This is a genomic window from Variovorax sp. ZS18.2.2 (assembly GCF_024701975.1).
Lineage (GTDB): Bacteria > Pseudomonadota > Gammaproteobacteria > Burkholderiales > Burkholderiaceae_C > Variovorax.
Genome location: NZ_JANLNM010000004.1, coordinates 471,349 through 497,270, shown reverse-complemented (window position 1 = coordinate 497,270; position 25,922 = coordinate 471,349). Strand labels below are relative to the sequence as shown.

22 protein-coding genes and 1 pseudogene are annotated in these 25,922 nt (G+C 67.2%); 11 read left to right on the top strand and 12 right to left on the bottom strand.

Annotation, left to right across the window (positions count from 1 at the left end):
• The first annotated feature begins 4 nt into the window (after window positions 1-4).
• From NU688_RS19150 to NU688_RS19115, 8 genes and pseudogenes are all read left to right on the top strand, one after another.
• A complete protein-coding gene (locus NU688_RS19150; protein WP_257862374.1) occupies window positions 5-1,396 on the top strand; it encodes a GspE/PulE family protein in 1,392 nt (463 codons plus the stop codon).
• A gap of 15 nt (window positions 1,397-1,411) precedes the next feature.
• The gene (gene gspF / locus NU688_RS19145; protein WP_257862373.1) at window positions 1,412-2,650 is read left to right on the top strand and encodes a type II secretion system inner membrane protein GspF; all 1,239 of its coding nucleotides are present in this window, start codon (window positions 1,412-1,414) and stop codon (window positions 2,648-2,650) included.
• Window positions 2,651-2,662: 12 nt separating this feature from the next.
• Complete coding sequence (locus NU688_RS19140) at window positions 2,663-3,250, top strand: hypothetical protein (RefSeq protein WP_257862372.1); 588 nt, start codon at window positions 2,663-2,665, stop codon at window positions 3,248-3,250.
• 13 nt (window positions 3,251-3,263) lie between these two features.
• Entirely contained in the window at window positions 3,264-4,163 is a 900-nt protein-coding gene (locus NU688_RS19135; protein ID WP_257862371.1) for a 5'-nucleotidase, read from the top strand.
• A 237-nt stretch (window positions 4,164-4,400) separates the two neighbouring features.
• Window positions 4,401-4,589: a hypothetical protein gene (locus NU688_RS19130; protein ID WP_257862370.1), complete on the top strand. Its 189-nt coding sequence runs from the start codon at window positions 4,401-4,403 to the stop codon at window positions 4,587-4,589.
• A gap of 26 nt (window positions 4,590-4,615) precedes the next feature.
• Window positions 4,616-6,862, top strand: coding sequence for a phosphocholine-specific phospholipase C (locus tag NU688_RS19125; protein ID WP_257862369.1), 2,247 nt, complete (start codon window positions 4,616-4,618; stop codon window positions 6,860-6,862).
• 99 nt (window positions 6,863-6,961) lie between these two features.
• A pseudogene (locus NU688_RS19120) lies at window positions 6,962-9,049 on the top strand (phosphocholine-specific phospholipase C); the annotation flags it as partial.
• A gap of 503 nt (window positions 9,050-9,552) precedes the next feature.
• Window positions 9,553-10,950, top strand: coding sequence for an 8-oxoguanine deaminase (locus tag NU688_RS19115; RefSeq protein WP_257862367.1), 1,398 nt, complete (start codon window positions 9,553-9,555; stop codon window positions 10,948-10,950).
• 6 nt (window positions 10,951-10,956) lie between these two features.
• Here the strand turns inward: NU688_RS19115 and NU688_RS19110 are convergent, their stop codons facing one another.
• From NU688_RS19110 to NU688_RS19095, 4 genes are all read right to left on the bottom strand, one after another.
• Entirely contained in the window at window positions 10,957-11,322 is a 366-nt protein-coding gene (locus NU688_RS19110) for a hypothetical protein (protein WP_257862366.1), read from the bottom strand.
• A gap of 108 nt (window positions 11,323-11,430) precedes the next feature.
• Window positions 11,431-12,714 carry a cytochrome c gene (locus NU688_RS19105; RefSeq protein WP_257862365.1) on the bottom strand — a complete coding sequence of 428 codons (1,284 nt, stop codon included), beginning with the start codon at window positions 12,712-12,714 and terminating at the stop codon, window positions 11,431-11,433.
• A gap of 7 nt (window positions 12,715-12,721) precedes the next feature.
• Entirely contained in the window at window positions 12,722-13,441 is a 720-nt protein-coding gene (locus NU688_RS19100) for a cytochrome c4 (RefSeq protein WP_257862364.1), read from the bottom strand.
• On the bottom strand, window positions 13,438-13,626 hold the full coding sequence (locus NU688_RS19095; protein WP_257862363.1) for a DUF2970 domain-containing protein: 189 nt from the start codon (window positions 13,624-13,626) through the stop codon (window positions 13,438-13,440). The genes NU688_RS19100 and NU688_RS19095 overlap by 4 nt, the downstream gene beginning before the upstream one ends.
• Window positions 13,627-13,747: 121 nt before the next feature.
• On the opposite strand from NU688_RS19095, the gene NU688_RS19090 reads away from it, so the two are divergent.
• A complete protein-coding gene (locus NU688_RS19090) occupies window positions 13,748-15,178 on the top strand; it encodes a PLP-dependent aminotransferase family protein (RefSeq protein ID WP_257862362.1) in 1,431 nt (476 codons plus the stop codon).
• Here the strand turns inward: NU688_RS19090 and NU688_RS19085 are convergent.
• From NU688_RS19085 to NU688_RS19055, 7 genes are all read right to left on the bottom strand, one after another.
• Window positions 15,069-16,391, bottom strand: coding sequence for an MFS transporter (locus NU688_RS19085; protein WP_257862361.1), 1,323 nt, complete (start codon window positions 16,389-16,391; stop codon window positions 15,069-15,071). The genes NU688_RS19090 and NU688_RS19085 overlap by 110 nt on opposite strands.
• A 92-nt stretch (window positions 16,392-16,483) precedes the next feature.
• Window positions 16,484-16,618 carry a hypothetical protein gene (locus NU688_RS19080; protein ID WP_257862360.1) on the bottom strand — a complete coding sequence of 45 codons (135 nt, stop codon included), beginning with the start codon at window positions 16,616-16,618 and terminating at the stop codon, window positions 16,484-16,486.
• A gap of 68 nt (window positions 16,619-16,686) precedes the next feature.
• The gene (gene phnX, locus NU688_RS19075; protein WP_257862359.1) at window positions 16,687-17,514 is read right to left on the bottom strand and encodes a phosphonoacetaldehyde hydrolase; all 828 of its coding nucleotides are present in this window, start codon (window positions 17,512-17,514) and stop codon (window positions 16,687-16,689) included.
• 38 nt (window positions 17,515-17,552) lie between these two features.
• Window positions 17,553-18,683 (bottom strand): TIGR03364 family FAD-dependent oxidoreductase, encoded by a 1,131-nt coding sequence (locus NU688_RS19070; protein WP_257862358.1) that lies wholly within the window; start codon window positions 18,681-18,683, stop codon window positions 17,553-17,555.
• Window positions 18,683-20,398, bottom strand: coding sequence for a putative 2-aminoethylphosphonate ABC transporter permease subunit (locus NU688_RS19065; RefSeq protein ID WP_257862357.1), 1,716 nt, complete (start codon window positions 20,396-20,398; stop codon window positions 18,683-18,685). Before NU688_RS19065 ends, NU688_RS19070 begins: the two co-directional genes overlap by 1 nt.
• Window positions 20,399-20,406: 8 nt before the next feature.
• Entirely contained in the window at window positions 20,407-21,480 is a 1,074-nt protein-coding gene (locus tag NU688_RS19060) for an ABC transporter ATP-binding protein (RefSeq protein ID WP_257862356.1), read from the bottom strand.
• Between the two features lie 23 nt (window positions 21,481-21,503).
• Window positions 21,504-22,538 carry a putative 2-aminoethylphosphonate ABC transporter substrate-binding protein gene (locus NU688_RS19055; protein ID WP_257862355.1) on the bottom strand — a complete coding sequence of 345 codons (1,035 nt, stop codon included), beginning with the start codon at window positions 22,536-22,538 and terminating at the stop codon, window positions 21,504-21,506.
• Window positions 22,539-22,713: 175 nt separating this feature from the next.
• On the opposite strand from NU688_RS19055, the gene NU688_RS19050 reads away from it, so the two are divergent.
• Window positions 22,714-23,274, top strand: a complete 561-nt coding sequence (locus tag NU688_RS19050) for a phosphonate degradation HD-domain oxygenase (RefSeq protein WP_257862354.1) — start codon at window positions 22,714-22,716, stop codon at window positions 23,272-23,274.
• 94 nt (window positions 23,275-23,368) lie between these two features.
• Window positions 23,369-25,159 (top strand): ABC transporter ATP-binding protein/permease, encoded by a 1,791-nt coding sequence (locus tag NU688_RS19045; protein WP_257862353.1) that lies wholly within the window; start codon window positions 23,369-23,371, stop codon window positions 25,157-25,159.
• On the opposite strand, the gene queC is transcribed toward NU688_RS19045, so the two are convergent.
• A complete protein-coding gene (gene queC / locus NU688_RS19040; RefSeq protein ID WP_257862352.1) occupies window positions 25,141-25,854 on the bottom strand; it encodes a 7-cyano-7-deazaguanine synthase QueC in 714 nt (237 codons plus the stop codon). The two genes, NU688_RS19045 and queC, sit on opposite strands and share 19 nt — an antisense overlap.
• Between the last annotated feature and the right edge of the window lie 68 nt (window positions 25,855-25,922).

The window sequence follows — 25,922 nt, the reverse complement described above, 5'->3', positions numbered from 1 at the left end:
GTCCATGCGCTACCCGCTTCCCTACGCGTTCGCACGCAGCCAGCAACTCCTTCTTGAAGAAGCCGACGACGGCCGCTACACGCTGTGGATGTCGGACCACCCCGCGCGCAGCGCGGTCGGCGAAGTGGCGCGCAAGTACAGCGTGCAAGCCTTCGAGGTGCTGGCCGATGCGGCGCTCGCTCAGCGCATCAGCGCGGCCTATTCGCAGGGCGAATCGAGTGCCGCCGCGGTGGTGAGCGAAGTGCAGAACGATGCCGACCTCTCGCGCATGATGCAGGAGCTGCCCGCGGTCGAAGACTTGCTGGCCAGCGCGGGCGATGCGCCCATCATCCGCATGCTCAATGCGCTGCTCACGCAGGCCGCGCGCGACGGTGCGAGCGACATCCACATCGAGCCTTACGAGCGCACCTCGTCCGTGCGCTTTCGCATCGACGGCACGCTGCGCGAAGTGGTGCAGCCCAACCGCGCGCTGCACGCCGCGCTGATCTCGCGCCTGAAGATCATGGCCGACCTCGACATCTCCGAGAAGCGGCTGCCGCAGGACGGGCGCATCAGCTTGCGCATCGGCACGCGCGCGGTCGACGTGCGCGTCTCCACGCTGCCGAGCGCGCATGGCGAGCGCGCCGTGCTGCGCTTGCTGGACAAGAGCGAATCGAAGCTCACGCTCGAATCGGTGGGCATGCAGGGCGACACGCTACAGCGCTTCGAAAAACTCATCACGCAGCCGCACGGCATCATCCTGGTGACCGGCCCGACCGGCTCGGGCAAGACCACCACGCTGTATGCCGCGCTGGCCCGGCTCGATGCGAGCCGCAGCAACATCATGACGGTGGAAGACCCCATCGAGTACGAGCTGCCGGGCGTGGGCCAGACGCAGATCAACGCCAAGATCGAGCTCACCTTCGCCAAGGCCCTGCGCGCGATCCTCCGGCAAGACCCGGACGTGATCATGATCGGCGAAATCCGCGACTTCGAGACCGCGCAGATCGCCATCCAGGCCTCGCTCACCGGTCACCTGGTGCTCGCGACGCTGCACACCAACGATTCGGTCAGCGCCGTCACGCGCCTCACCGACATGGGCGTCGAGCCATTCCTCTTGAGCTCGTCGCTGCTGGGCGTGCTCGCGCAGCGCCTCGTGCGCAAGGTCTGCACGACCTGCGCGGGCGCCGGCTGCGATGTCTGCGGGCAAACGGGCTACCAGGGCCGCACCGGCATCTTCGAATTGCTGGTGGCCGATGAAACCGTGCAGGGCCTCATCCACAGCAAGGCCGCCGAGAGCGAATTGCTCAAGGCCGGCGCGCGCGGCGGCCTGCGCCTGATGCGCGAGGACGGCGAACGGCTGGTGCAGGCCGGTATCACCTCGCGCGCGGAACTCCTGCGCGTCACGCGCGACTAGCGCCGCAGCCTCGCCATGCCCGCCTATTCCTTCGAAGCCATCGACGCCAGCGGCCAGTCGCGCGAAGGCGTGCTGGAAGCCGACACCGCGCGCAGCGCCCGCAGCCTGCTGCGTGCGCAGGCGCTGATTCCGCTGTCGGTCAAGCCGGTCGGCAGCGACCACATCAATGGCACCGGGCAGCGCAGCGGTCTTTCCCGCTGGCTGGGCGGCGGCAAGCGCGTCTTCAATTCCACGGGCCTGGCCGTGTGGACGCGCCAGCTCGCGGGCCTCGTCTCCTCGGGCCTGCCGCTCGAACGCGCGCTCACGGCGCTCACCGACGAAGCCGAGTCGGAGCCGCAACGCAACCTCGTCGCCTCGCTGCGCGCCGAGGTCAACGCGGGTTCGCCCTTCGCGCGCGCGCTGTCGGCGCACTCGCGCGAGTTCTCGCCCATCTACATCGCGGTGATCGGCGCCGGCGAGCAGAGCGGCAATCTCGGCCTCGTGCTCGACCGCCTGGCCGACGACCTGGAAGAACGCCAGGTGCTGCAGCAGAAGCTGATCGGGGCGGCGCTGTACCCGGCGATCGTCACGCTGGTGGCGATCGTGATCGTGATCTTCCTCGTGAGCTACGTGGTGCCGCAGGTGGCGCAGGTGTTCGCGGGCAGCAAGCGCTCGCTGCCTTTTCTCACCACCGTGATGCTCTCGCTGAGCGCGGGCGTGCGCAACTACGGCTGGTGGATGCTGGGCGCGCTCGCGCTCGTCGCCATCGGTGCGCGCGTGGCGCTGGCGCAGGAAGCGTTCCGCCTCAAGTTCGATGCGGCCTGGCTCAAGCTGCCGCTGGTCGGCAAGCTCGCGCGCGGCTACAACGCGGCGCGTTTCGCGAGCACGCTCGCGATGCTCGCGACAGCCGGCGTGCCGATCCTGCGTGCGCTGCAGGCTGCCTCCGAAACGCTGGGCAACCGCGCGATGCGGGCCGATGCGCTCGACGCCCTGGTGCTGGTGCGCGAAGGCGCGCCGCTCGCTTCGGCGCTTGCGCAGAAGAAGCGCTTTCCCGGCCTCGTGTCGATGTTCGCGCGCCTGGGTGAGCAGACCGGCACCCTGCCGCTGATGCTGCAGCGCGCGGCCAACCAGCTGGGCGCCGAAGTGCAGCGCCGCGCGATGCATCTGGCGACCATCCTCGAGCCGCTGCTCATCGTGGCGATGGGCGGGGTGGTGATGCTGATCGTGCTGGCCGTGATGCTGCCGATCATCCAGTTGAACCAGCTCGTCAAATAGCGGAGTCGCGCCATGGCCAATCGGAGCTACCTGTTCGCAAGCCCCTTCGTTCCAGGCCCGGACGCCGCAGGCAACGATCCGAAACAGGTCAAGGGCCTCTCGGAGTGCAACTACAACATCCCGCTGGTTTACCGGCTGCTGGTGTCGGCCGACGTGCAACGCTGCCGCTCGCTGATCTGGTCCATGCCCGAACCCACCGCTCTCGCGGGCCGCGCCGGCGCGGGCATCGACCGGCTCGAGCAGTTCCTGTCCCGCATCGACCACCCCGCCATTGCACCGATGCGTGACCAGGCGCTCGACTTCCTGAACCGCCACGCCGACCGCAACGGCTACATCTTTCTGGAGTGCGCCGAGGTTCTCAGCATGGACGACACGCCGCTCGACACGCAGGCCGCGAGTCTGCTGCATGGCGTGCAAAACATCGACGCCGAGGTCGAGGCAGCCCTGGCCCTCCTGACCCCGAAGAAAAAGAGCTTCTGGGACCGCATCTTGACGCCCTCGCAGGAGAGCATCGAGGCGCCGCTGCGCGACCTGGGCCTGGGCTACTGGTCGGATACGCTCTACTTCTCGCTCAACGCAGCGCCCACCGACGACGCCTGAACCGCCTCCTGCCATGCCAGTCACTCTCGAAGACAAACTCGTGGTCGCGATTTCCTCGCGGGCGCTGTTCAACCTCGAGGAAGAAAACAAGATCTTCGAGGCCGGCGACAACGAGGGCTACATGAAGCTGCAGCTCGACCGGCTCGACGTGCCGGCCGCGCCCGGCATCGCGTACTCGCTGATCCGGAAGTTGCTGCGCTTCAACGACGACGGCGTGCAGCGCGTGGAGGTGGTGATCCTCTCGCGCAACGATCCGGTCTCGGGCATGCGCATCTTCAAGTCGAGCGCGGCGGCCGACATCAAGCTGCAGCGCGGCGTGTTCACGCAGGGCCGCCCGCCCTTCGGCTACCTGCGCCCGCTGCGCGCCCATCTGTTTCTCTCGGTCAATGCACAGGACGTGCGCGAGGCGCTGGTCGCGGGCTTTCCGGCCGCGCGCGTGCTGGTCGAATCGGTGAAGGCGAGCGATGCCTGGCCCAACGAAGTGCGCATCGCCTTCGACGGCGACGCGGTGCTGTTCTCCGACGAAGCCGAGCGCGTGTTCCAGGCCGAGGGGCTCGATGCCTTCCAGGCCCATGAACTCAGCAAGGCCGACCTGCCGCTGCCCGAAGGCCCGTTCAAGCCGCTGCTGATGGCGCTGCACCGGCTGCAGATGGCGGGCAACGCGCAGATGCGCATCCGCACCGCACTGGTCACCGCACGCAGCGCACCGGCGCACGAGCGCGCGATCCGCACGCTGATGAACTGGAACATCCGCGTCGACGAGGCGATGTTCCTCGGCGGCCTGCCCAAGGGCGAGTTCCTGCGCGAGTTCGAGCCCGATTTCTTCTTCGACGACCAGACGGGTCACGTCGATGCAGCCTCGCGGCATGTGCCCGCGGGGCATGTGTCCAGCGGCATCAGCAACGAGCCCTGAGAAGGTGTGAGCGAGCAGCCTGAGTGCCCCTTGAGAGGCCCTCGGGACACAGTTCGTCACGCGAGCGCCTTCGCTTTGTCATCGTCGGTTCACGGCGACGTCACGCGTTCTCCATAGTCTTGCGGTCAGTCCGGTGCGCGGTGCCTTCATGGCGCCTTTTTTTTGTTGCGCCCGCTCCCACTGCTTGCGCCTGATCACTCGATCGATACCCACGAACTACACAGAGAGGACCACTCCATGCTTCATTCACTTCCTGCGCGGCTCGTGTCCGCATTGATCCTGGCTTGCACGCTTTCCGCCTGCGGTGGCGGCAACGACGGTGGCGGCTTCTTCGGTGGCCTGCCGGGCGCCGGAACACCCACCACGCCCCCCGTCACGCCCCCGCCAGACACCGGCGTCAAGCCCGAGATGCGTTGCGCACCGTGAGCGAACTCATGCCCCACGACAAGACCATGAATTCACGCCGCAAATTCCTCACCGGTACCGCCACCACAGGCGCTGCCGCCCTCGCACTCTCGGCATTCCCGCCGAGCATTCGCCGTGCGCTCGCCCTTCCCGCCAACAACAAGACCGGCACGATCAAGGACGTCGAGCACGTCGTGATCCTGATGCAGGAAAACCGCTCGTTCGATCACTACTTCGGCACGCTCATGGGCGTGCGCGGCTTCGGCGACCGGTTCACGATTCCTCTGCCCAAGGGGCGCAACGTCTGGCAGCAGGAAGATGACACCGGCAGGCTCGTTTTGCCCTACCACCTCGACCAGACCAAAGGCAACGCGCAACGTGCAGGCGAGACGCCGCATCGATGGGAGAACGCCCAGCCCGCCTGGGACGGCGGCCGGATGTATCAGTGGGCAAAGTACAAGAGAGCAGACACGCCTCCGCACACACAGGCGATGGGCTACCTCAAGGAAGCCGAACTGCAGTTCCAGTTCGCCCTCGCCAACGCCTTCACGATATGTGACAGCTACCACTGCAGCATGCACACAGGCACCAACTCGAACCGCTTGTTCCACTGGACCGGAACCAACGGCCCCTCGGGCCAGACGACCACCGGCGTTGCCGGTGTCGCATCGGTAGACAACACCTGGGACAGCATCGGCCCTTCCGGGGATTCCCTGGACTGGAAGACGTTTCCCGAGCGCCTGCAGGAGAAGGGGATCACCTGGTTCGTCTATCAGAATTTGCCCGACAACTTCACGGACAACCCGCTCGCCGGCTTCAAGAACTATCGCAAGGCCAACGAGAAGAACATGGTCGACGAGAAGGCGACGACAGCAGGTCCCTACAAATCCATCTACGACGATCGCACGAACGAGAAGTACAACCCGCTCTACAAAGGCATCTCCAACACCATGCCCGACGGCGGCTTTCTGAAGACATTCAAGCAAGACATCCTGGACAAGAAACTGCCGCAGGTGTCATGGATCGTCGCACCCGCCCAATACTCGGAGCACCCAGGGCCTTCCAGCCCGGCAGAAGGCGCTTGGTACACGCAACAGGTGCTGGAAGCGCTCACCGACTCTCCCGACACATGGAGCAAGACGGTGCTCATCGTCAACTTCGATGAGAACGACGGCAACTTCGACCACATGCCTTCGCCTTCGGCTCCGTCGCTGATCAACCCTGATACCCCCGGCAACAGCCTCGCCGCAGGCAAGACCACGCTGTCCGATGCAGACCTGAGCTACGAGTACTTCACCCACAAGTCGGTTTCGGGCTCGATGTATCCCTCGAACGGGGACGGTCTCGTCTATGGTCCGGGCCCGCGTGTGCCGATGTACGTGATCTCGCCGTGGAGCCGCGGTGGCTGGGTCAACTCGCAGGTGTTCGACCACACCTCGGTCATCCGCTTTCTCGAGGAATGCTTCGACGTGAAGGAGCCGAACATCCCGCCCTTCCGGCGCGCGGTATGCGGCGACCTCACGAGCGCCTTCAACTTCGTGACGCCCAATACGGAAGTGCCGCCCCCGCTGGCGGGTCGCACGACGAAGCCTGAGACCGGCGATCTGCGACTGGCTCAGGAGGCCCTGGGTGCGGTCCCGCTTCCGCTCGATCCGCAAGTGCCACGCCAGGCCACCGGCACGCGCCCGTCACGTGCCCTCCCCTATGAACTGCACGTGAGCGCGCGCAGCGATGCCATCGGCGGCAAGGTGCAACTGCTGTTCTCGAATACCGGCAAGGCCGCCGCCGTGTTCCACGTTTACGACAAGTACCACCTGGATCGCCTGCCGCGCCGCTACATGGTCGAGTCCGGCAAGACGCTGGACGACGCATGGAGCGCGATGACCGACAACAGCGGCTTCTACGACCTCTGGGTGCTCGGGCCGAATGGCTTTCACCGCCACTTCAAGGGCGACCTCAATCGCCTGCGCGCGGGCGATGCAGCGGTGCCTGAAGTGCGTGTGTGCTACGACATCGCCAATGGCAACGTGTACCTGAGCATGCGCAACGACGGCAAGAGCGCCTGCACGTTCACGATTCGCGCCAAGGCCTACCGCAACGACGGCTCATGGACTGCCACCGTCGCCGGCGGCAACTCGGCCGAGCAGCACTGGGACCTCGCAGCCAGCGGCGCCTGGTACGACTTCGACGTGACCTGCGATGCGGACACCACCTTTCACCGCCGCTTCGCCGGCCGCGTGGAAACCGGCAAGCACTCGGTGAGCGACCCCGCGATGGGCATGCCAGACCTCTGAGCCTCGCTGCCTCGTTTCGATGACAAGGCGATGGGTGCGCACAAGACGCACCCGCGCCTTGCCACGCCCCCACCTCAAGAATCATCAGGACCAGCCACGATGAACTCACGCCGCAAATTCCTCACGGGCACCGCCACCACCGGCCTCGCCGCGGCCGCGCTCGCGGCCTTTCCGCCGGGCATCCGGCGCGCCCTCGCCCTTCCCGCCAACAACAAGACCGGCACGATCAAGGACGTCGAGCACATCGTGATCCTAATGCAGGAGAACCGGTCGTTCGACCAGTACTTCGGCACCCTCAAGGGCGTGCGCGGCTTCGGCGACCCGCGTCCGATCGCATTGCCCGATGGCAAGCCCGTCTGGTATCAGCCCAAGGGCAGCGGCTATGTGCTGCCTTATCACCCGGATGCCGGCAACCTCGGCTCGAAATTCATCTCCGGCCTGAATCACGGTTGGACCGACGGGCACAACGCGTGGAACAAGGGTCAATACGACGGATGGGTGTCGGCCAAGAGCGCCCGCACGATGGCCTACATGACGCGCGAGGACATCCCCTTTCATTTCGCGCTGGCCGACGCCTTCACGATCTGCGACGGCTATCACTGCTCCTTGCTGGGCCCCACCGACCCCAACCGGTACTACATGTTCAGTGGATGCTGCGGCAACGACGGCACCAACGGCGCCACCGGCGGCCCGGACATCTCGAATGGCGAGACGGGCAACTACAGCTGGACGACCTATCCTGAGCGGCTCGAGGCGGCAAATCCAAAGATCTCGTGGAAGGTCTACCAGGACATCGGGACCGGGCTGGATGCAGGCGGAGGTTGGGGCTGGACGAGCAACGACAAGTTCATTGGAAATTACGGCGACAACTCGTTGCTCTATTTCAAGCAGTACCGCGATGCCACGCCGGGCAGTGCGCTGTACGACAGGGCTCGGACCGGAACCAACATTGCCGTCACCAAGGGATCGCTCTTCGAGCAACTCGAGAACGACGTCGCCAGCGGCAATTTGCCAAAGGTGTCGTGGATCGCCGCGCCCGAGGCCTACACCGAGCACCCCGACTGGCCAGCGAATGGCGGCGCCTGGTACATCGACCATGTCCTGCAGGCACTGACCTCCAACGCGGATGTGTGGAGCAAGACCGTGCTGCTCGTGACCTACGACGAGAACGATGGCTGGTTCGACCATGTGCCGCCGCCCTTCGCGCCCTTCTCCGCGGATCAAGGGCTGTCCACCGTCAGCACCCGGAACGAATACCACACCGATGGCCAGCCTTTCGGCCTTGGCGTGCGTGTCCCGATGCTGGTGGTTTCACCTTGGTCCAAGGGCGGTTGGGTCAATTCGCAGGTGTTCGACCACACGTCGATCATTCGTTTCATCGAAGCCTGTTTTGGCGTGCAGGAGCCGAACATCTCGCCCTGGCGTCGCGCAGTCTGTGGCGACCTGACTTCGGCTTTCAACTTCGCCAATCCGGACCCGGTCATTCCGGCGCTCTCGCCCACCGCGGGCTATGTGCCACCCACGACGAACCCGGGCAGCTATACATCCACGCCACCGGCCGCCCAGACGCTGCCGAGGCAGGAACCCGGTCAGCGCCCCGCTCGCGCCGTCCCCTACGAACTGTTCGTGCATGGCAGGACCGATCGCGCCGCCGGCAGGTACTGGCTCGACTTCGGCAACACCGGCAGCGTGGCGGCCGTGTTTCAGGTGTATGCCGGCAATCGCACGGACGGCCCCTGGGTGTACACCGTCGAAGCGGGCAAGAAGCTCTCGGATTACTGGAACGCGGTTGCCATCACGCAAGGGATCTACGATTTCAGCGTCTACGGCGCCAATGGCTTCCTGCGTCAGTTCAAAGGCAATGTGTCGACGGCGACCGCTGCGGGACACGCCAATCCGGAAGTCGCCGCTTGCTACGACATCACCAACCGCAGCATCCAGCTGACGCTCAAGAACACGGGCGACGCACCATGCCAGGTGACGGTGGTCAACGGCTACGGCAGCGCGGCGCAGCGCGACTTCACGTTGAACGCCGGCGCCAGCGTCGAGGATTACTGGGACCTGAGCACGAGCGACGGGTGGTACGACTTGTCGATCACGGCCAACACCGGCGACAGCTTTCTTCGGCGCTTTGCGGGGCATGTCGAGAACGGCAAAGCGAGCAAGTCTGACTCGAAGTTGGGCCTGGCGCCGCCGCCGGTGATTCCTCCTCCGCCGCCACCACCACCGGCCCCGCCTGCGACGCTGACGGCCTTGAAGACCAGCATCGCGGCGGGAAGCACCATCGATTTCAGCTACAGCGTTCCGGACAAGGACGTCGATGCAACGAACTGGGTCGGTGTTTTCTCCTCCTCCCTCGCGACGCCAGTGTCACCCTCCCTGGCCTGGCAATACGCGACCAGTGCCAGCGGCCAGGTAACGCTGAAGACGGAAGCGCTTGCTGCGGGTTCTTACAAGGTATGGCTTCTGGCTGACGATGGATATGAAGTGCTGGCGGGGCCGGTGGCGTTTGCGGTGACCTGAAGCATTGCGGCCAGTGGTACTGACTTCGTGGTGAGTTGCGAGGCAGACACTGGTCACTACTGCCGCTTCGCCGGCCGCGTGGAAACGCGGCAAGCACACGGCGAGCGATCCCGCGATGGCTTACGGGACCTCTGAGCCGCACACGGGCTCTCGCGCAAAATCCCGCCATGCTGATCCTCCAACACGCCGACATCCTCGTCACCATGGACGCCACCCGGCGCGAAATCGCCGACGGCGCCGTGGTGACCGACGGGCCCGCGGTGGCCTGGGCCGGGCCCACCGCCGAGCTGCCCACCGCCTACCTCGATGCCCTGCGCAACGGCCAGGCCGAGGCCATCAACATGCACGGCCACGTCGTGATGCCCGGCCTGGTCAACACGCACCACCACATGTACCAGAGCCTCACGCGCGCCGTGCCCGAGGCGCAGGATGCCGAGCTCTTCGGCTGGCTCACGAACCTGTATCTGCTGTGGGCGCGCCTCACGCCCGAGATGATCCGCGTCTCGACGCAGACGGCGATGGCCGAGCTGATGCTCTCGGGTTGCACCACCACCAGCGACCATCTCTACCTCTTTCCCAACGGCTCGAAGCTCGACGATTCGATCGAGGCGGCCGACGCGATGGGCATGCGCTTTCATGCCGCGCGCGGCAGCATGAGCGTGGGCCGCAGCGCCGGCGGCCTGCCGCCCGACGAGGTGGTGGAAACCGAAGAAGCCATCCTGCGCGACAGCGAGCGCCTCATCGGCCGCTGGCACGATGCCTCGCGCCATTCGATGCGCCGCATCGTGCTCGCGCCCTGCTCGCCGTTCTCGGTCTCGCGCGACCTGATGCGGCTGTCGGCCGAACTCGCGCGCGAGCGCGGCGTGTCGCTGCACACGCACCTCGCCGAGAACGACAACGACGTCGCCTACTCACGCGAGAAGTTCGGCATGACGCCGGCCGAGTACGCCGAAGACCTGGGCTGGGTCGGCCGCGACGTGTGGCACGCGCACTGCGTGAAGCTCGACGAAGCCGGCATCGCGCTCTTCGGGCGTACCGGCACGGGCGTGGCGCATTGCCCCTGCTCGAATATGCGGCTGGCCTCGGGCATCGCGCCCATCGGGGCGATGCGGCGCGCGGGTGTGCCGGTGGGCCTGGGCGTGGATGGCAGCGCGTCGAACGACGGCGCGCACATGCTGGGCGAAGCGCGTCAGGCCATGCTGCTGCAGCGCGTGGGTCATGGCCCCGCGGCGATGACGGCGCGCGAGGCGCTGGAGATCGCGACGCTCGGTGGCGCGCAAGTGCTCGGGCGCGACGACATTGGCGCGCTGGCACCCGGCATGTCGGCGGACATCGTGGCCTTCGACATGCGGGGCGTGGCGCACGCGGGCGCGTGGCATGACCCGGTGGCGGCGCTGGTGTTCTGCACGCCGGCAGCGGCTTCGCTGAGCGTGATCAATGGGGAGGTCCGCATTCGCGATGGACGCTTCACGGGGCTGGAGTTGAGGCCGTTGCTCGCGAGGCATCGGGACTTGGCGCGAACGCTGTATGAGAGCGCCCGGCATCCGCATGTGGGCGCGCGATAAGGACGCTCAGTTCAAGCGAACCATCGGGCACGACAGGATCAGCCGCTCCTCCAGCGGCGAGTTGCGCCAATCGGGCAATGCCCTGTTCCTGTACGACGCCAGCGACTGGTAGCCGTTGATGTTCCAGCCGTAGGTGCTGGTCTGTTCCATTTCGAAGACTTCATACAGGCACCGACGGCTTCGCGATTTGATGTGCACGGCAATCCGCTGGTGGCCGGCCGTCGAATCCTTCGCAAGCACTTCGTACCGGCTCGGCTTGCAGATGCTGTAGGTCGATATCCACTCGACCGTCTTCTCGCGGATATAGACCCCTCCGGAACAAGCCCGCCCCGTTCCGTTGAAAGCGCCGGTGAACGGCGCATCGGCCGCCATGACGGTGCCTGCGAAGAGCCACAAGACCAGTCCTCCCATCGCTCTCGCTCTCTGCATACGGCCTCCGCTGCCTTGTGTCGTTGGATCGTGCGCGTATCTGACGGCGCTTCAACGCCGCATGGTGTCCAGCTGCGTGACGGGTGCGCTGTCGTTGCCCCACGAGCCGCGAATGTAGGTGAGCACGGCCGCCACTTCCGCGGCATCCAGCACCTGTCCGAACGGCGGCATGCCGTACGGGCGCGGATTGCCCGCCGTCGATGGCAGGAAGCCGCCGTGCGAAACCACCTGGATGAGGTTGGTCGGTGGCGACATGTTCACCGCGCGATTGCCTGCCAGCGGCGGATAGGCGCCGGTCGCGCCCTGGCCCTGGTCGCCATGGCAGTAGGCGCAGCGCTGGTCGTAGATCTTGCCGCCGCGCGCCATCGTGCCGGCATCGCGGCGGATGGGCGTTGGCGAGCGTGCGGGTTCGTCGGCCCTGGGAACCTCGGGCAGGTCTTTCAGGTAGCCCGCCATGGCCGTGAGGTCCGCCTCGCTCAGGTGCTGCGTGCTGCGGAACACCACGTCGGCCATCGGCCCCATCACCGAGCCGCCCGGCGCGGTGCCGGTCTTGAGCAGCGCCACCACGTCGGCCGTGGGCCACGCGGCCACGCCGGCCTGGTGCCTGTCGGTGAGCGAGGGCGCATACCAGTTCTCCACCGCGATGAGCCCGCCCGAGAGGCCGAGCTTCGTCTCGGTTGCGCCGAGCGAATTGCGTGCGCCGTGGCAGGCGATGCAATGGCCGAGGCCGTCGACAAGGTAGGCGCCGCGGTTCCATTCGGCAGGCTTGCCCGCATTGGCCACGAAGGGCTCGGGCTTGAACGAGAGCGCGCGCCACACGGCCAGCGCGGCCTGCGTGTCATAGGGAAAGCGCAGCCGGTGCGCCATGTTCGGCACCGGTGCGGGCGCCACGGTGCGCAGGTAGGCGTAGATGGCGTCCGAGTCCTCGCGCGTCACTTTGGTGAAATTGGGGTACGGGAACGCCGGGTAGAGCAGGCGCCCGTCCTTGCTGCGGCCGTTGTGCATCGCGCGCCAGAAATGCGCGCTGCTCCAGCCGCCGATGCCGGCCTTGGCGTCGGAGGTGAGGTTGCTCGAATAGATGGTGCCGAAGGGCGTCTCGATCGGCAGTCCGCCTGCATAGGGCTGGCCGCCGCGCGTGGTGTGGCAGCCCACGCAGTTGCCGGCCAGCGCGAGGTAGCGGCCGCGCTCGACCTGCTGGGGCGTGGCGTCGAAAGCCTGGGGTTGTTCGGGCAGCGGGTCTTCGCCGCGCAGGTTCATCGCCACGAGCACGCCGGCGAACACGGTCGCGAGCACGATGAGGGTGAGAAGGGTCCAGCCGAGGTGTCGCAGTTTCATCGCGGACTCACTTCGGCATGCCGCCGCACGCCACACGCTGCGATCCAGGCAAGGGTGCGGGCAACGAAGCCGCGGGCTTGCTGTTCGCCGGCATCGGCTGCACGGCCAGCCAGCTTGCGACCGCGTTGATGTCGGCCGTGTTCATGTGACGGCCGACATCCGCCATGCAGTCGGGCGCCATGGCATGCCGCTCGCTCGTGAGCCACGCGCCGAGCTGCGACGACACATAGAGCCGCGGTAGCCCGAGCAGCCCCGGGATCGCCGGCCGCACGCCGGTGAGCGCCGCGCCATGGCACTGCACGCAGGCCGGGATGCCGCGTGCCGCATCGCCTTCGAGCGCGAGCTTGCGGCCGCGCTGCAGTTGCTCGGGCGTCGCATCGCTGTTGGGCGAGATCGGCGGGTACGGCAGGTCGAGCCCCGCGAAGTACTCGGCCATCTCGCGCAGGTAGGCGTCGGAGAGGTGCTGCACCATGTACGCCATGTCGGCGTTGAAACGGCGGCCGTCGCGAAAGTTCACGAGCTGGTTGAAGAGATAGCCTGCGGGCTTGCCGGCCAGGCGTGGAAAGAAGCCCGCGTTGGTGGTCGCACCTTCGCGGCCGTGGCAGGCGATGCACGCGGCCACGCGCTGCTCGATGGTGTCGGGCACGGTGGCCGGCGGCGCGGCACTTGCCACGCCTTGCACGAGGAACAGCAGCGCGAGCGCGAAGGAGCGGAGACCGGCCGTCATGTGCCGGCCACGAAGCGCGCCAATGTGATCAGGCCCGCGACCAGCAACAGCACCACGCACAGCGCGACGCCGATCAGCGGCAGGATGCCGACCTGCGCGGTCCGCTTGTCGGCGTCGGCGCGGCGTCCGCCCAGCCCGATGAAGCTCCAGAGAACGGCGCGCACCGCGCGCATGAGATTGGACATGCACCGACTGTGCGCCAGAACGCCCCGAAAAAACAGATGCAGATCCAGCCCGATTCACCGGTGCAGATAAAGTCCGTGCCAATGACGAGCCCCCGGAAATGAAACAACGAGCACCTGTGCGATGAAGCGTTACGAAGCCCTGGCCGCCGACATCGAGGCCTCGATCCGCAACGGCACCCTGAAGACCGGCGACCGCCTGCCCTCGGTGCGCCACACCGGGCAGAGCCGCGGGGTCAGCGCATCGACGGTGTTCCAGGCGTACTACCTGCTGGAAGCGCGCGGCCTCGTGCGCGCACGCGACCGCTCCGGTTATTACGTGACGGGCGGCGGCCTGCGCGATGCGCCGCCCGAATCCACCCTCACCTCGCGCCCCGCGGACGGCCCCATGTCGCTCGACGTGAGCGACCGCGTGTTCGACATCCTCGAAGCCAGCATGTCGCGCAAGGTCGTGCCCTTCGGCTCGGCGTTTCCGAGCCCGCTGCTGTTTCCGCTCGCGCGGCTGGGCCAGTTCATGGCTGCGAGCGCCAAGTCGCTCGACCCGTGGAGCACGGTGGACGACCTCACGCCCGGCAGCGCAGCGCTGCGACGGCAGATCGCGCTGCGGTATCTGGCTGACGGCATGCAGGTGCCGGCCGAGGAGATCGTCATCACCAACGGCGCGCTCGAGGCGCTCAACCTGTGCCTCGCGGCGGTCACGCGGCCGGGCGATGCGGTGATCGTCGAATCGCCCACCTTCTATGCCGCGCTGCAGGCGCTGGAGCGCATGGGCCTGAAGGCCATCGAGGTGCCGACGCATCCCGGCGAAGGCATCGACCTCGGCGCGCTCGAACAGGCCATCGCGGCGCACCAGCCCAAGGCCTGCTGGCTCATGACGACCTTCCAGAACCCACTCGGCAGCCTGATGCCCGATGCGAAGAAGAAGGCGCTGGTCGCGCTGCTCGCGCGCCATGAACTGCCGCTGATCGAGGACGACGTGTACGCCGAGCTCTACTTCGGCGACCGCCGGCCCGCGCCGGCCAAGGCCTTCGACACGCAAGGGCTGGTGCTGCACTGCTCGTCGTTCTCGAAGTGCCTCGCGCCGGGTTACCGCATCGGCTGGACTTCGGCCGGGCGCTTCGCGCGCAAGGTGGCGCGGCAGAAGCTCACGTCCACGCTCAGCACCTCGGCGCCCGCGCAGCTTGCGCTCGCGGCGTACCTGGAAAAGGGCGGCCTCGACAAGCACCTGCGGAAGCTCCGCCAGACGCTCGCGATGCAGCAGGCGACCTTCGCGCAGGCGGTGGGGCACTACTTTCCCGAGGGCACGCGCGCCACGCGGCCGTTGGGTGGCTACTTCCTGTGGGTCGAGCTGCCGGCGCAGGTGGATGCGCTCGATATCCACCGCAAGGCGCTGGCGCTCGGCATCAGCGTCGCGCCGGGCCCGATCTTTTCAGCGACGCGCGCCTTCACGCATTGCCTGCGCCTGAACTACGGCCACGTGTGGGATGCGCAGAGCGAGAAGGCGATGCGGACACTGGGCCGCCTGGTGGCCGAAGCCGCAGGCGGTACAGCCTGAACAGCAGGAACGACGCGATGGCGAGGTTCAGCAGGTTCCAGCCGATGCCGTTGATGAAGGCCGCGTGGTAGCTGCCGGTCAGGTCGAAGACCTTGCCCGACATCCACCCGCCCAGCGCCATGCCGAACAGCGAGAACATCAGCACCGTGCTCACGCGCGCGCCGGCTTCCTTCGGCGGAAAGTGCTCGCGCACGATGATCGCGTAGGCCGGCACGAGGCCGCCCTGGAAAAGCCCGAACAGCGCCGAGATCACATAGAGCGACACCAGCCCGTCGAACGGCAGGAACAGGAGCAGCGCGATGCACTGCAGCACGCCGCCCAGCAGCAGGGTGCGGAGACCTCCGATGCGGTCGCAGATCGCACCCGACACCAGCCGGCTCACCACGCCGAAGCCGAGCATCAGCGACAGCATCATCGCGCCCTGCGCGGGCCCGTAGCCCAGGTCGCCGCAGTAGGCCACGATGTGCACCTGCGGCATCGCCATCGCCACGCAGCAAGCCACCGCTGCGACGCACAGCAGGCCTTGGGCTGTGCCCATGCCGAGGCCGAAGGGCCGGGTCAGGTCGCGAAACGGTGCTGCATTCGATGTGCCGTTGACAGGCGCGGCAGCCACTGCCGGCGGTCGCGCACGGAAGAAGAGCGCGAGCAGCGCCATCGCGATGCCGCAGAAGATGCCCATGCCGATGTAGGTCTGGCGCCAGCCGACCGTCTCGATGAAGTGCTGCGCGATTGGCGGCCAGATGGCGCCGGCGACGTAGTTGCCGCTTGCGCACACCGCCACCGCGATGCCGCGCCGCTTGACGAACCACAGCGAGGTGTCGGCCACCAGCGGTGCGAAGGCGGCCGAGCTGCCAAGCAGGCCGACCAGCAGGGCCTGCGCGATGGTGAACGAGACGATGCCGCCCGACAGCCCCGTGGCGATGTAGCCCGCGGCGAGGAAGACCGAGCCCATCAAGAGCGGCCACATCACGCCGAAACGGTCGGCCAGCTTGCCCATGAGCACGCCGCCGAAACCGAAGCCGAGCATCAACCAGGTGTAGGGCAGCGAGGCAGCGGCACGGTCGATGCCAAACTCGGTCTGTACCGCGGGCAGCATCACCGACACCACATACATGCCGCTGCTGCCGACCGTCATGATCAGCAGCGTGAGGCCCAGGCGCAGCATGGCGTAACGCGAATCCGCCGCGTGGACGGTTGTCTCGGATGTCTTCATTGTTTTTCTCCCCGCCGAGGATACCCCCGGCGCGAAGATGCGAGCGAGCAGTGTCCGGCGACGCGGGGCCGCCTTCGCGCGCGAGACGCGGATCAGCTCGCCAACGCGGCCGGCAGCACGACGTTCGCCGAAGCCTTGGGCATCGGCCCACCCGGCTTGGGCTTGTCGTCGCAACCGGCCGCGATGAGGCCGATGCAGAACAGAAGAGCGAGTGCTGTGCTTCTCATGCGGCGGATGCTATGCCTGCCGCCTTGCGCGTCAAGTCGGACGCAATGCCGCGCCGGTATCGGCGGTATCAGGCAAGGGTCGGGCGTTCGCCGTCCTGCAGCCGGCGCTCGATGTCCTCGAGCACGTTCGGCAGGTCGGCCACGCTGTCGATCACGTAGTGCGCGCCGGAGGCCTTGAGCTGCGCGGTCGCGGCTTCGCGCAACGCCTGCTGCTTCGCTTCGTCGAGCGCCGTCCACTCGGCCAGTGTGAGCCCCACCGAGTTGCCGCTGACCGCGAGGCCGACGGCCCAGGTGCCCGCGTTGAGGCCTTCCTGCAGGCCCACGCCGGTGTCGTCGACCTTCACCACGGTGTGCGGCGGCCACACGCCGAGGTCGGCAAAGCAGCGGTACATCATGAGCGGCGACGGGCGACCTTCGGCGAGGTCGCCGCCGCACACAAGGTTGTCGGGCGAATAGCCGCCGGCCGCGGCGATGGGCACGACCACTTCCATGATCGGTCGGTTGTAGCCGGTGGTCGAGCCGATCTTGAGGCCTCGCTCGCGCGCCGCGTTCACCGCGTCGAGCGCGCCGGGAATGAAATCGGCATGGTCGCGCGCGCTCGCGGCATTCATCGGCGTGAACACCTCGTAGAGACGGTCGACGTCCGCATCGTTGAAGGCGTGGCCGTGCTTCGCTTCCCATTGCGACGCGATGCGCGGCAGCGTGCCGAGCGCCTTGATGTGGTCCCACTTGGCCATGCCCATCGGGCCGCGGGCCTCGGCGATGGTGATGTCCACGCCGAACTGTTCGAACAGCTTCACGAAGGCGCCCATGGGCGCGCAGGAGCCGAAGTCGAGGATGGTGCCGGCCCAGTCGAAGACGACGGCCTGGAGCTTGGAGTGGTTGTGGGCGTTCATGGCGGCTGAAGGGATGGAAGGGATCGGCGAGGTGCGCATCACCACGCGTCGAGAACGTCGTGCGCGATGCCGAAGCCGGTGCTCGCGCCGCTGCCGCTGGTGACCAGCACCACGCGCGTGGCATCGTCGGGTGCGTCGATCACGCAGGGCGTGGTCTTCGACGACGGATAGACGCCGGTCCAGCGTTCGGTGACCTGCGCCGTCTCCAGGTTGAGCGTGCTGCGCAGGTGGCGCAGGATGAGCTGGTCGACCTCTTCCATCGCGAAGGGCTCGGGTGCATCGCCGTAGTGGTGCGAATCGCCGACCACGAGCGAGCCGTCGGCGCTCTGCACCACGATCAGGTGGATGCCGTGCGCGAGCGACGCCGCCTCTTCCTCCTGCAGCCGCGCGCGCAGCGCGGCGGCCTCGGGCAGCGTGTTGTAGCCCTCGTAGCGCACGAGGCTCAGGTCCGTCATCACCGAGCCCGGCAGGCGGAAGCCCGCCTCGGGCTTCACGCGCAGCATCTGCAGGCGGCACAGCGTGAGGTCATAGGCGGCGATGCGGTCGGCGAAGAGGTCGTGCAGGTCGGAGTTGGTGCAGACCACCACGCGCTCGCCGCGGAGCATGCCGCGCGAGGTGCGCACGCGCGGCGTTTCCACCTCGTGCACGGTCTCGCCGAAGCGGAACACGACGCCATGCACCTCGGCCAGCCATTGGGTGAGCAGGCCGATGGCGGTGCGCGACTCGATGCGCAGTTCGTGTGGGCTGAACAGCACCGAGCGCGCATCGGCCAGGCTCATGGCGGGCGCCTTGGCCTGCGCGTCGTCTGCATCGAGCAGCTCGCAGCCTTCGCCCATCGGCGTGCGCATGAAGGCTTCGAGCACCGCATGCGCCTCGGGACGGTAGGCCGCGAGCCAGAGGTTGCGGTGCACGATGTCGATGCGGGCCTCCGGCGCCACGCGCTGCCAGACCTCGCGCGCATGCATCGCGCGGCGCCAGGTGTCGCCCGGCGCCTGGCCCGAGATGGTGATGAAGCCGAAGTTGCGGATCGATGCGCCGATGCAGGCCGCATCGCGCTCGACCACGCAGACCTTGAGGCCGCGCTGCGCGGCGGTGTAGGCATGCGCCAGGCCGACGATGCCGGCGCCGACGACGATGAGGTCGAAGCTGTCCTTTGGGGTTCCGGGCATCACCGGTTTCTCCAGGCTTGGGTGCGCTTGAGCGTCCAGTGCCCGGCCAGTGCGAACACGCCGCGGCCGATGGCGGCCGTGAGCATGATCAGCGAGGCCATGGCGGCCGCGGGCGCCACGTCGCCGGCGTCGTCCATGTTGAGCACGGCGATGGCGGCCAGCGTGGTCTGCGGCGAGTAGAGGAACACGACGGCCGACACGGTGGTCATCGCGTTGACGAAGAAATAGCCGCCCACGTTGAGCACGGTCGGCAGCGCCACCGGCAGGTGCACGCGCCAGATCGTGTGCCAGAACGGCACGCCCATCGACTCGGACACCAGCTCGTACTCGCGGTCGAGCTGGCGCAGCGCGGTGAGCGAGGTGAGGTGCGCCACCGAGAAGAAGTGCGCCACGGTGCAGATGACCAGGATCGTCATGCCGCCGTAGAGCCCGTTCAGCGGATTCGACGGCGAGATGAAGAAGAAGATGTAGCCCACGCCCAGCACCAGCCCCGGCACCGCGAGCGGCAGGTTCGCGAGCAGGTTGAGCAGTTCGCGCAGCAGGCCGAAATGGCGCGGCTTCTCCACCAGATAGGCCGAGACGAAAGTGACGAGCGCGCCCGCCACTGCGGCGCACAGCGCGAGCCGCAGCGAGTTGAAGTAGCTGCCCCAGCCGCCGCCATCCATGTTGCTGAAGTCGTAGTTCTTCAACGACGGCGCGAGCTGGTAGGGCCAGTAGGTGGCGAGCGATGCGAACACCGCCATGCCGATCATCACGAGGATGGCACAGGCCGTGAGCACGCAGAAAACGAGCAGCGCGCGGTCGCGCGACGCCACGGGTTCGGGCTGGTACGGCGTGGCGCGCGCCGAGAGCGCCGCCGCCTGCTTGCTGCGCACGCGGCGCTCGACCAGGAAAGACAGCACCGCCGGAATCAGCAGCACGAGCCCGACCACCGCGCCCATCTGGAAGTTCTGCTGCCCGACCACCTGCTTGTAGATGTCGGTCGCGAGCACGCCGGTCTGGCCGCCGACCACCTTGGGCACGCCGAAGTCGGTGATGACCAGCACGAACACCACCATCGCGGCCACGATGAGGCCGTAGCGCGAGGCCGGCAGCGTCACGGTGCGGAAGATGCGCCAGCGCGAGGCGCCGAGCGTCTGCGCCGCCTCATAGAGACGGCCGTCGGACGTGGCCATGGCGGTCGTGAGGATCAGCAGCGCATGCGGCAGCGTCCAGAACACCGAGCCGAGCACGATGCCCAGCGGGCCGTAGATCGTGGCACCGCCCATCAGCCCCTTGAAGAGCCCCTGGTTGCCGAACAGGTAGACCAGGCTGATGGCCGGCAGCAGCGAGGGCGCGAGCAGCGGAATGAGCGCCACCGCACGCAGCACGCCCTTGGCCGGCATGCACGAGAGCGTCAGCGCATAGGCGAACACGTAGGCGATGGCCGTGCAGATCACGGCGCTGATCGCGGCGATCCACAGGCTGTTGAAGGCCGATTGCACGAGCGCCGGGCTGTCGAGGTAGCGCGCGAAGTTCGCGAGGCCGACAAAAGCGCCGGCGCGATCGAAGAAGCTCTGGCCGACCAGCGCGCCGACGGGCAGCGCGACGATCACGACCAGCAGCAGAACGACCAGTGCAACGGCCGCGCCGGTGAGCCAGCGCTCGCGGTCGAACGCGCTGCTGCACGATATCGCCACCGGCACGACGGCGATGGCGTCAGGGGTGCTGCTCATGGCGTGGCTCAGCGCGCCAGGACCGACAGCGCATTCAGGGGCAGTTGGATGTGCACCATGCTGCTGGGCACCAGCGGCTCCTCGCCGCCGCTGCGCGCATCGGCGGGCAACTCGGCTTCGATCTCGATACCGAGCGGTTCGCAGGCCAGCCGCGCCGAGGTGCGGTTGCCGAAGAATTCCGTGTCGAGCAGGCGCGCCGCAAAGCTGTTGGCGCCGAGCTCGGTGCCGAAGCGCTTGACCACCACATGTTCGGGGCGGATGCCCACGGTGGCCTGCGAACCGACGCTGAGGTTGCCGGGCGCGCAGAACAGCTCGCTGTCGCGCACACGCACCTTGCCGTCGGCCAGCACGGTGGCGGGCAGCATGTTCATGCGGCCGACAAAACCGGCCACGAAACGGGTGCGCGGCTGGCGGTACAGCTCATCGGGCGTGCCGGCCTGCTCGATGCGGCCGTTGTGCATCAGCACCACGCGGTCGGCCATCGAGAGCGCTTCTTCCTGGTCGTGCGTGACCATGATGGTGACGATGCCCAGGCGCCTCTGCAGCGCACGGATTTCGCTGCGCAGGCTCGCGCGCACCTGCGCGTCGAGCGCTGAGAGCGGCTCGTCGAGCAGCAGCAGGCGTGGGTTCGGCGCGAGGGCGCGCGCCAGCGCGATGCGCTGCTGCTGGCCGCCCGAGAGTTGCACCGGGTATTTGTCGGCATGCGCGGTGAGGCCCACGAGGTCGAGCATCTCGCGCGAGCGCTTGGCCATCTCGCGCGCCAGCGCGCCGGTGGGATGCAGGCCGTAGGCGATGTTCTGCGCCGCCGTGAGGTTGGGGAACAGCGCATACGACTGGAACACCACGCCGAAGCCGCGCGCCGCGGGCGGCAGGCCCGCGATGTCCTGGCCGCCGAGCAGGATCTGCCCGCTGTCGGCACGCTCGATGCCGCACACGATGCGCAGCAGCGTGGTCTTGCCGCAACCCGAGGGACCGAGCAGGCACACGAATTCGCCCGGCTCGATATCGAGATCGATGCCGTCGAGCACGCGGGTGGCACCAAAGGACTTGCCGATGCCGCGGAGAGAAAGAAAGCTCGTCATGTGCTGCTTGTCCGGAAGCCGGATTACATGGGCTTCTTTTCCGACTTGGATTCGTAGCGCTTGGACCATTCCGTCAGGATGCGGTCGCGGTTGGCAGCGGCCCAGGTGAAGTCGTTCTTGGCGAGCAGCTTCTCGACATCGCCCGGCACGAACTCGAGCTTCTCCTGGATGCCCGGCAGCGCGAGCACGGCGAAGTTCTTCGCGTAGAGCTCGTTGGCCTGCTTGGTGACGGCCCAGTCGGCCAGCGCCTTGGCGGCGTCCTGCTTCTTGCTCGTCTTGATGATGCCGGTGGCTTCCATGTCCCAGCCGAGGCCTTCCTTCGGCAGCACGATGTCGATCGGTGCGCCGTCGCGCTTGGTCTTGTTGGCGCGGTATTCGAAGGACATGCCGAGCGCGAATTCGCCGGCGCCGGCCTGGCGGCAGGGCTTGCTGCCCGACTGGCTGTAGATGCCGATGTTCTGGTGCAGCGCGTCCATGTACTTCCACGCGTTTTCTTCACCCATCATCTGGATCCAGCCCGAAACCATCAGGTAGCCCGTGCCCGATGCCGCGGGGTTGGGCATGGTGATCTGGCCCTTGTAGACCGGGTTGGTCAGGTCGGCCCAGCTGGTCGGCTTGGGCAGGCTCTTCTTCTGTGCTTCGACGGTGTTGAAGCAGATGGCCGACGACCACACGTCCATGCCGACCCACTTGGGCGGGTTGGCCGGATCGCGCATGGTGGGCTTGATGGCGGCCAGGCCCTTGGGCGCGTAGGGCTGGAGCATGCCTTCCTTGTCGAGCAGCATCAGCGAGGTGGCGGCCAGGCCCCACACCACGTCGGCCTGCGGGTTGGCCTTTTCGGCCAGCAGCTTGGCGGTGACGATGCCGGTCGAGTCGCGCACGAACTTCAGCTCGATGTTCGGGTTTTCCTTTTCGAACGCGGCCTTGTAGGCCTGCACCTGGTCGGCTTCGAGCGCGGTGTAGACCAGCAGCTCGGTGCGGCCCTGCGCGGAAGCGGCGAACGCCAGCGAGAACAGGGCGGCCGGTACGGCGGCACGACGGATGAAGCGAAGCAGCATGATGGGAAATCCCTGGCGATGATTGAAATGACGCGGACAAAAGTACGCACGGCGTGGCCGTGAACGCGGCGATGCTGGCAGCACCATGTGACAGGGGTTTGTCAGGCGCGTCACACGGGCGTCATGGCGTGCGGCGACGCTCTACAGGCTGTCGCACGCGCTTCGTTTCAATTCCATGACACTCGACCTTGCCGAGATTGCCCGCCTGTTCGCCGAACGCGGCGGGGTTGCCTACGCAGGTGAGCCGGTGTCGCAGTTGGAGCACGCATTGCAATGCGCGTGGCTCGCCGAGCAGGCAGGTGCGGGCGATGCGCTCGTCACGGCCGCGCTGCTGCACGACCTCGGACACCTGCTGATCGCCGAGCACCAGACGCTGTCGCAGTCGCCCACCGAGCTGGGCATCGACGACCGCCATCAGTACATTGCACTGCCCCTGCTGCGCGGCGCTTTCGACGTGGAAGTGCGCGAGCCGATCCGCCTGCACGTGGATGCGAAGCGCTACCTGTGCGCAACGCGGCCGGACTATTTCTCGAAGCTCTCGCCGGATTCGGTGCGCAGCCTGGCGTTGCAGGGCGGGGTGATGGATGCGGCGGCGGCGACTCGTTTTGCCGAGCATCGGTGGGCCAACGATGCTGTTCGGCTGCGGTTGTGGGATGAAGAGGCGAAGGTCGAAGGGCTGAAGACGCCACCGCTGGCGCACTTCCTTGCGACGGCTGCGCGGGTTCTGCTGCGCTGACGATTGGCGAACATTTAAGAAACAGTTAAGAAACACTTGACTACGATGGGTTCCTCACGATGTCCGGCGCGCGAGCGCCTGCGAGGAAACCTGCATGTCTTCATCCGTCACGGCGCGTGCCGCCACGTTCGCCCAGGTTCTGAAGCGCGTCTTTGCGCTGTCTGCGCCCTATTTCAGGTCTGAAGAGAAATGGCGGGCGCGCGTCATGCTGCTGGGCATCGTCGCGCTGAACCTGTTCTATGTATTTGTGGCGGTACTGGGCAACCAGTGGTACGGGCGCTTCTACGACGCGTTGCAGAACAAGGACTCGGTGGTCTTCTGGCGCGAGGTGGGCGTCTTCGGCTGGATCGCCTTCGCCAACATCGCGGTGCAGGTGCTCAAGTTCTATGTGACGCAGCTGCTGCAGCTTCGCTGGCGCACCTGGATGACGCGCGACTACCTCACGCGCTGGATGTCCAACCGCACCTTCTATCACCTCGAACTCGCGCGCTACGCGACCAAGGACGGCCAGACGCCGGACAACCCCGACCAGCGGATCCAGGAGGACATGCAGCTGTTCACCGACTACACGATGACGTTGTCGATGGGCCTCTTGAACGCCGTGGTCACGCTGGTGAGTTTTGTCGGCATCCTGTGGGCGCTGTCGGGCAGCTTCGCATTCTCGATGGGCGGCACGACCTACCAGATCGCCGGCGCCATGGTCTGGCTGGCAGTGGTGTACTGCGTGGTGGGCACGGTCATCACGCACTTCATCGGCCGGCCGCTGATCGATACCAACTTCCGGCAACAGCGCTTCGAGGCCGACTTCCGGCATCACCTGGTGCGAGTGCGCGAATACAGCGAGGCGATCGCGCTGGACAAGGGCGAGAAGGTCGAGCACGGCCAACTCGACCTGCGCTTCGGCAGCGTGCTGCGCAACTACCTGGTGCTCATCAAGCAGCAGAAGAACCTGATCACTTTCACCTCGTTCTTCGGACAGGCCGCGGTGATCTTCCCGTTCATCGTGGCCGCGCCGCGCTTCTTCAGCGGTGCGATCCATCTGGGCCAGTTGATCCAGATCTCGTCGGCTTTCGGCAAGGTGCAGGAATCCTTGAGCTGGTTCGTCGACAACTACGACCGCGTGGCCGTCTGGCGCGCCACCACCGACCGCCTGACCAGCTTCGACGACGCGATGCGCGCCCACGCGGAGCAGGCCATACCGCTGGAACGCGACGAGGCCGCCGAACTGCGCAGCGATGACCTCTCGGTGACCCTGCCCAACGGCGCCACGCTGCTGAGCGGCGCCGCGCTGGCCGTGAAGCCCGGCGACAGCGTGCTGCTGCAGGGCCCGTCGGGCAGCGGCAAGTCGACGCTGTTCCGCTCCTTCGCCGGCATCTGGCCGTTCGCGAGCGGCCACGTGAAGGTGCCTGACGGCGCGGTGTTCATGCCGCAACGCCCCTACGTGCCCGACGGCAAGCTGCGCGACGCGCTGACCTACCCAAACCCCGCCGCCGATTTCACCGACGACCAACTGCGCCAGGCCCTGACCGACGCCCTGCTCCCCGACCTCGTCACCCGCCTCGACGACAGCGATTCATGGAGCCAGAAGCTCTCGGGCGGCGAGCAGCAGCGCCTGGCCATCGCACGCGTGCTGCTCAAGAAACCGGCATGGCTCTTCGCCGACGAGATCACCAGCGCCCTCGACGCCAAGGCCGAAAGCGAGCTCTACAAGCGGCTGTCGGACACGGTGCATGCGGCGGGCGGCGCGATGGTGTCGATCGCGCACCGCGCGGCGGTCGGCGACTTCCACAACCAGCGCTGGACGCTGGTGCCGCAGGAAGAAGGAACAGCGGGCGGCGCGCGCTACCGGCTGAACACCTCGGCGGCTCAGCCCGCCGCGGCCTGATCGACGTAACGCTCCCAGCCCTTCTTGCGCAAATCGCAGGCGGGGCATTCGCCACACCCATAACCCCACGCCTGCCGATGCACCCGGTCGCCGAGGTAGCAGGTGTGGGTCTCTTCCACGATCAGCTCGACCAGCGGCTCGCCGCCCAGGCGCTGCGCCATCTGCCAGGTCTCGGCCTTGTCGATCCACATGAGCGGCGTCTCGATGACGAGGCGGCGCTCCAGCCCGAGCGAGAGCGCGAGCTGCATCGCCTTCATGGTGTCGTCGCGGCAGTCGGGGTAGCCCGAGAAGTCGGTCTCGCAGACGCCGGTGACGATCACCTGCAGCCCGCGCCGGTACGCCAGCGCGCCGGCCAGCGTGAGGAACAGCAGGTTGCGCCCCGGCACGAAGGTGTTGGGCAGGCCGTCGGCCTGCATCGCGAACGCCACCTCTTCGGTGAGGGAGGAGCCGCCGAGCTGGGCCAGCGCCGCGAGCGTGAGCACATGGTCTTCGCCCAGGCGCGGCGCCCAATCGGGAAAGCGCTCGCGCATCTGCGCAAGGATGGTGCCGCGCACGTCGAGCTCGACGCGGTGGCGCTGCCCGTAGTCGAAGCCCAGCGTCTCGACACGCTGGTACTTCGAGAGCGCGTCGGCCAGGCAGGTGGTCGAGTCCTGGCCGCCGGAGAACAAGACGAGGGCGGTGGTGTGCAGGGGCATGTCCGTCAGCGGGGCCGTTGTAGTCCAAAGACGCGATTTTCGCAGGCCCGGCCTGGGGCGCGGATACG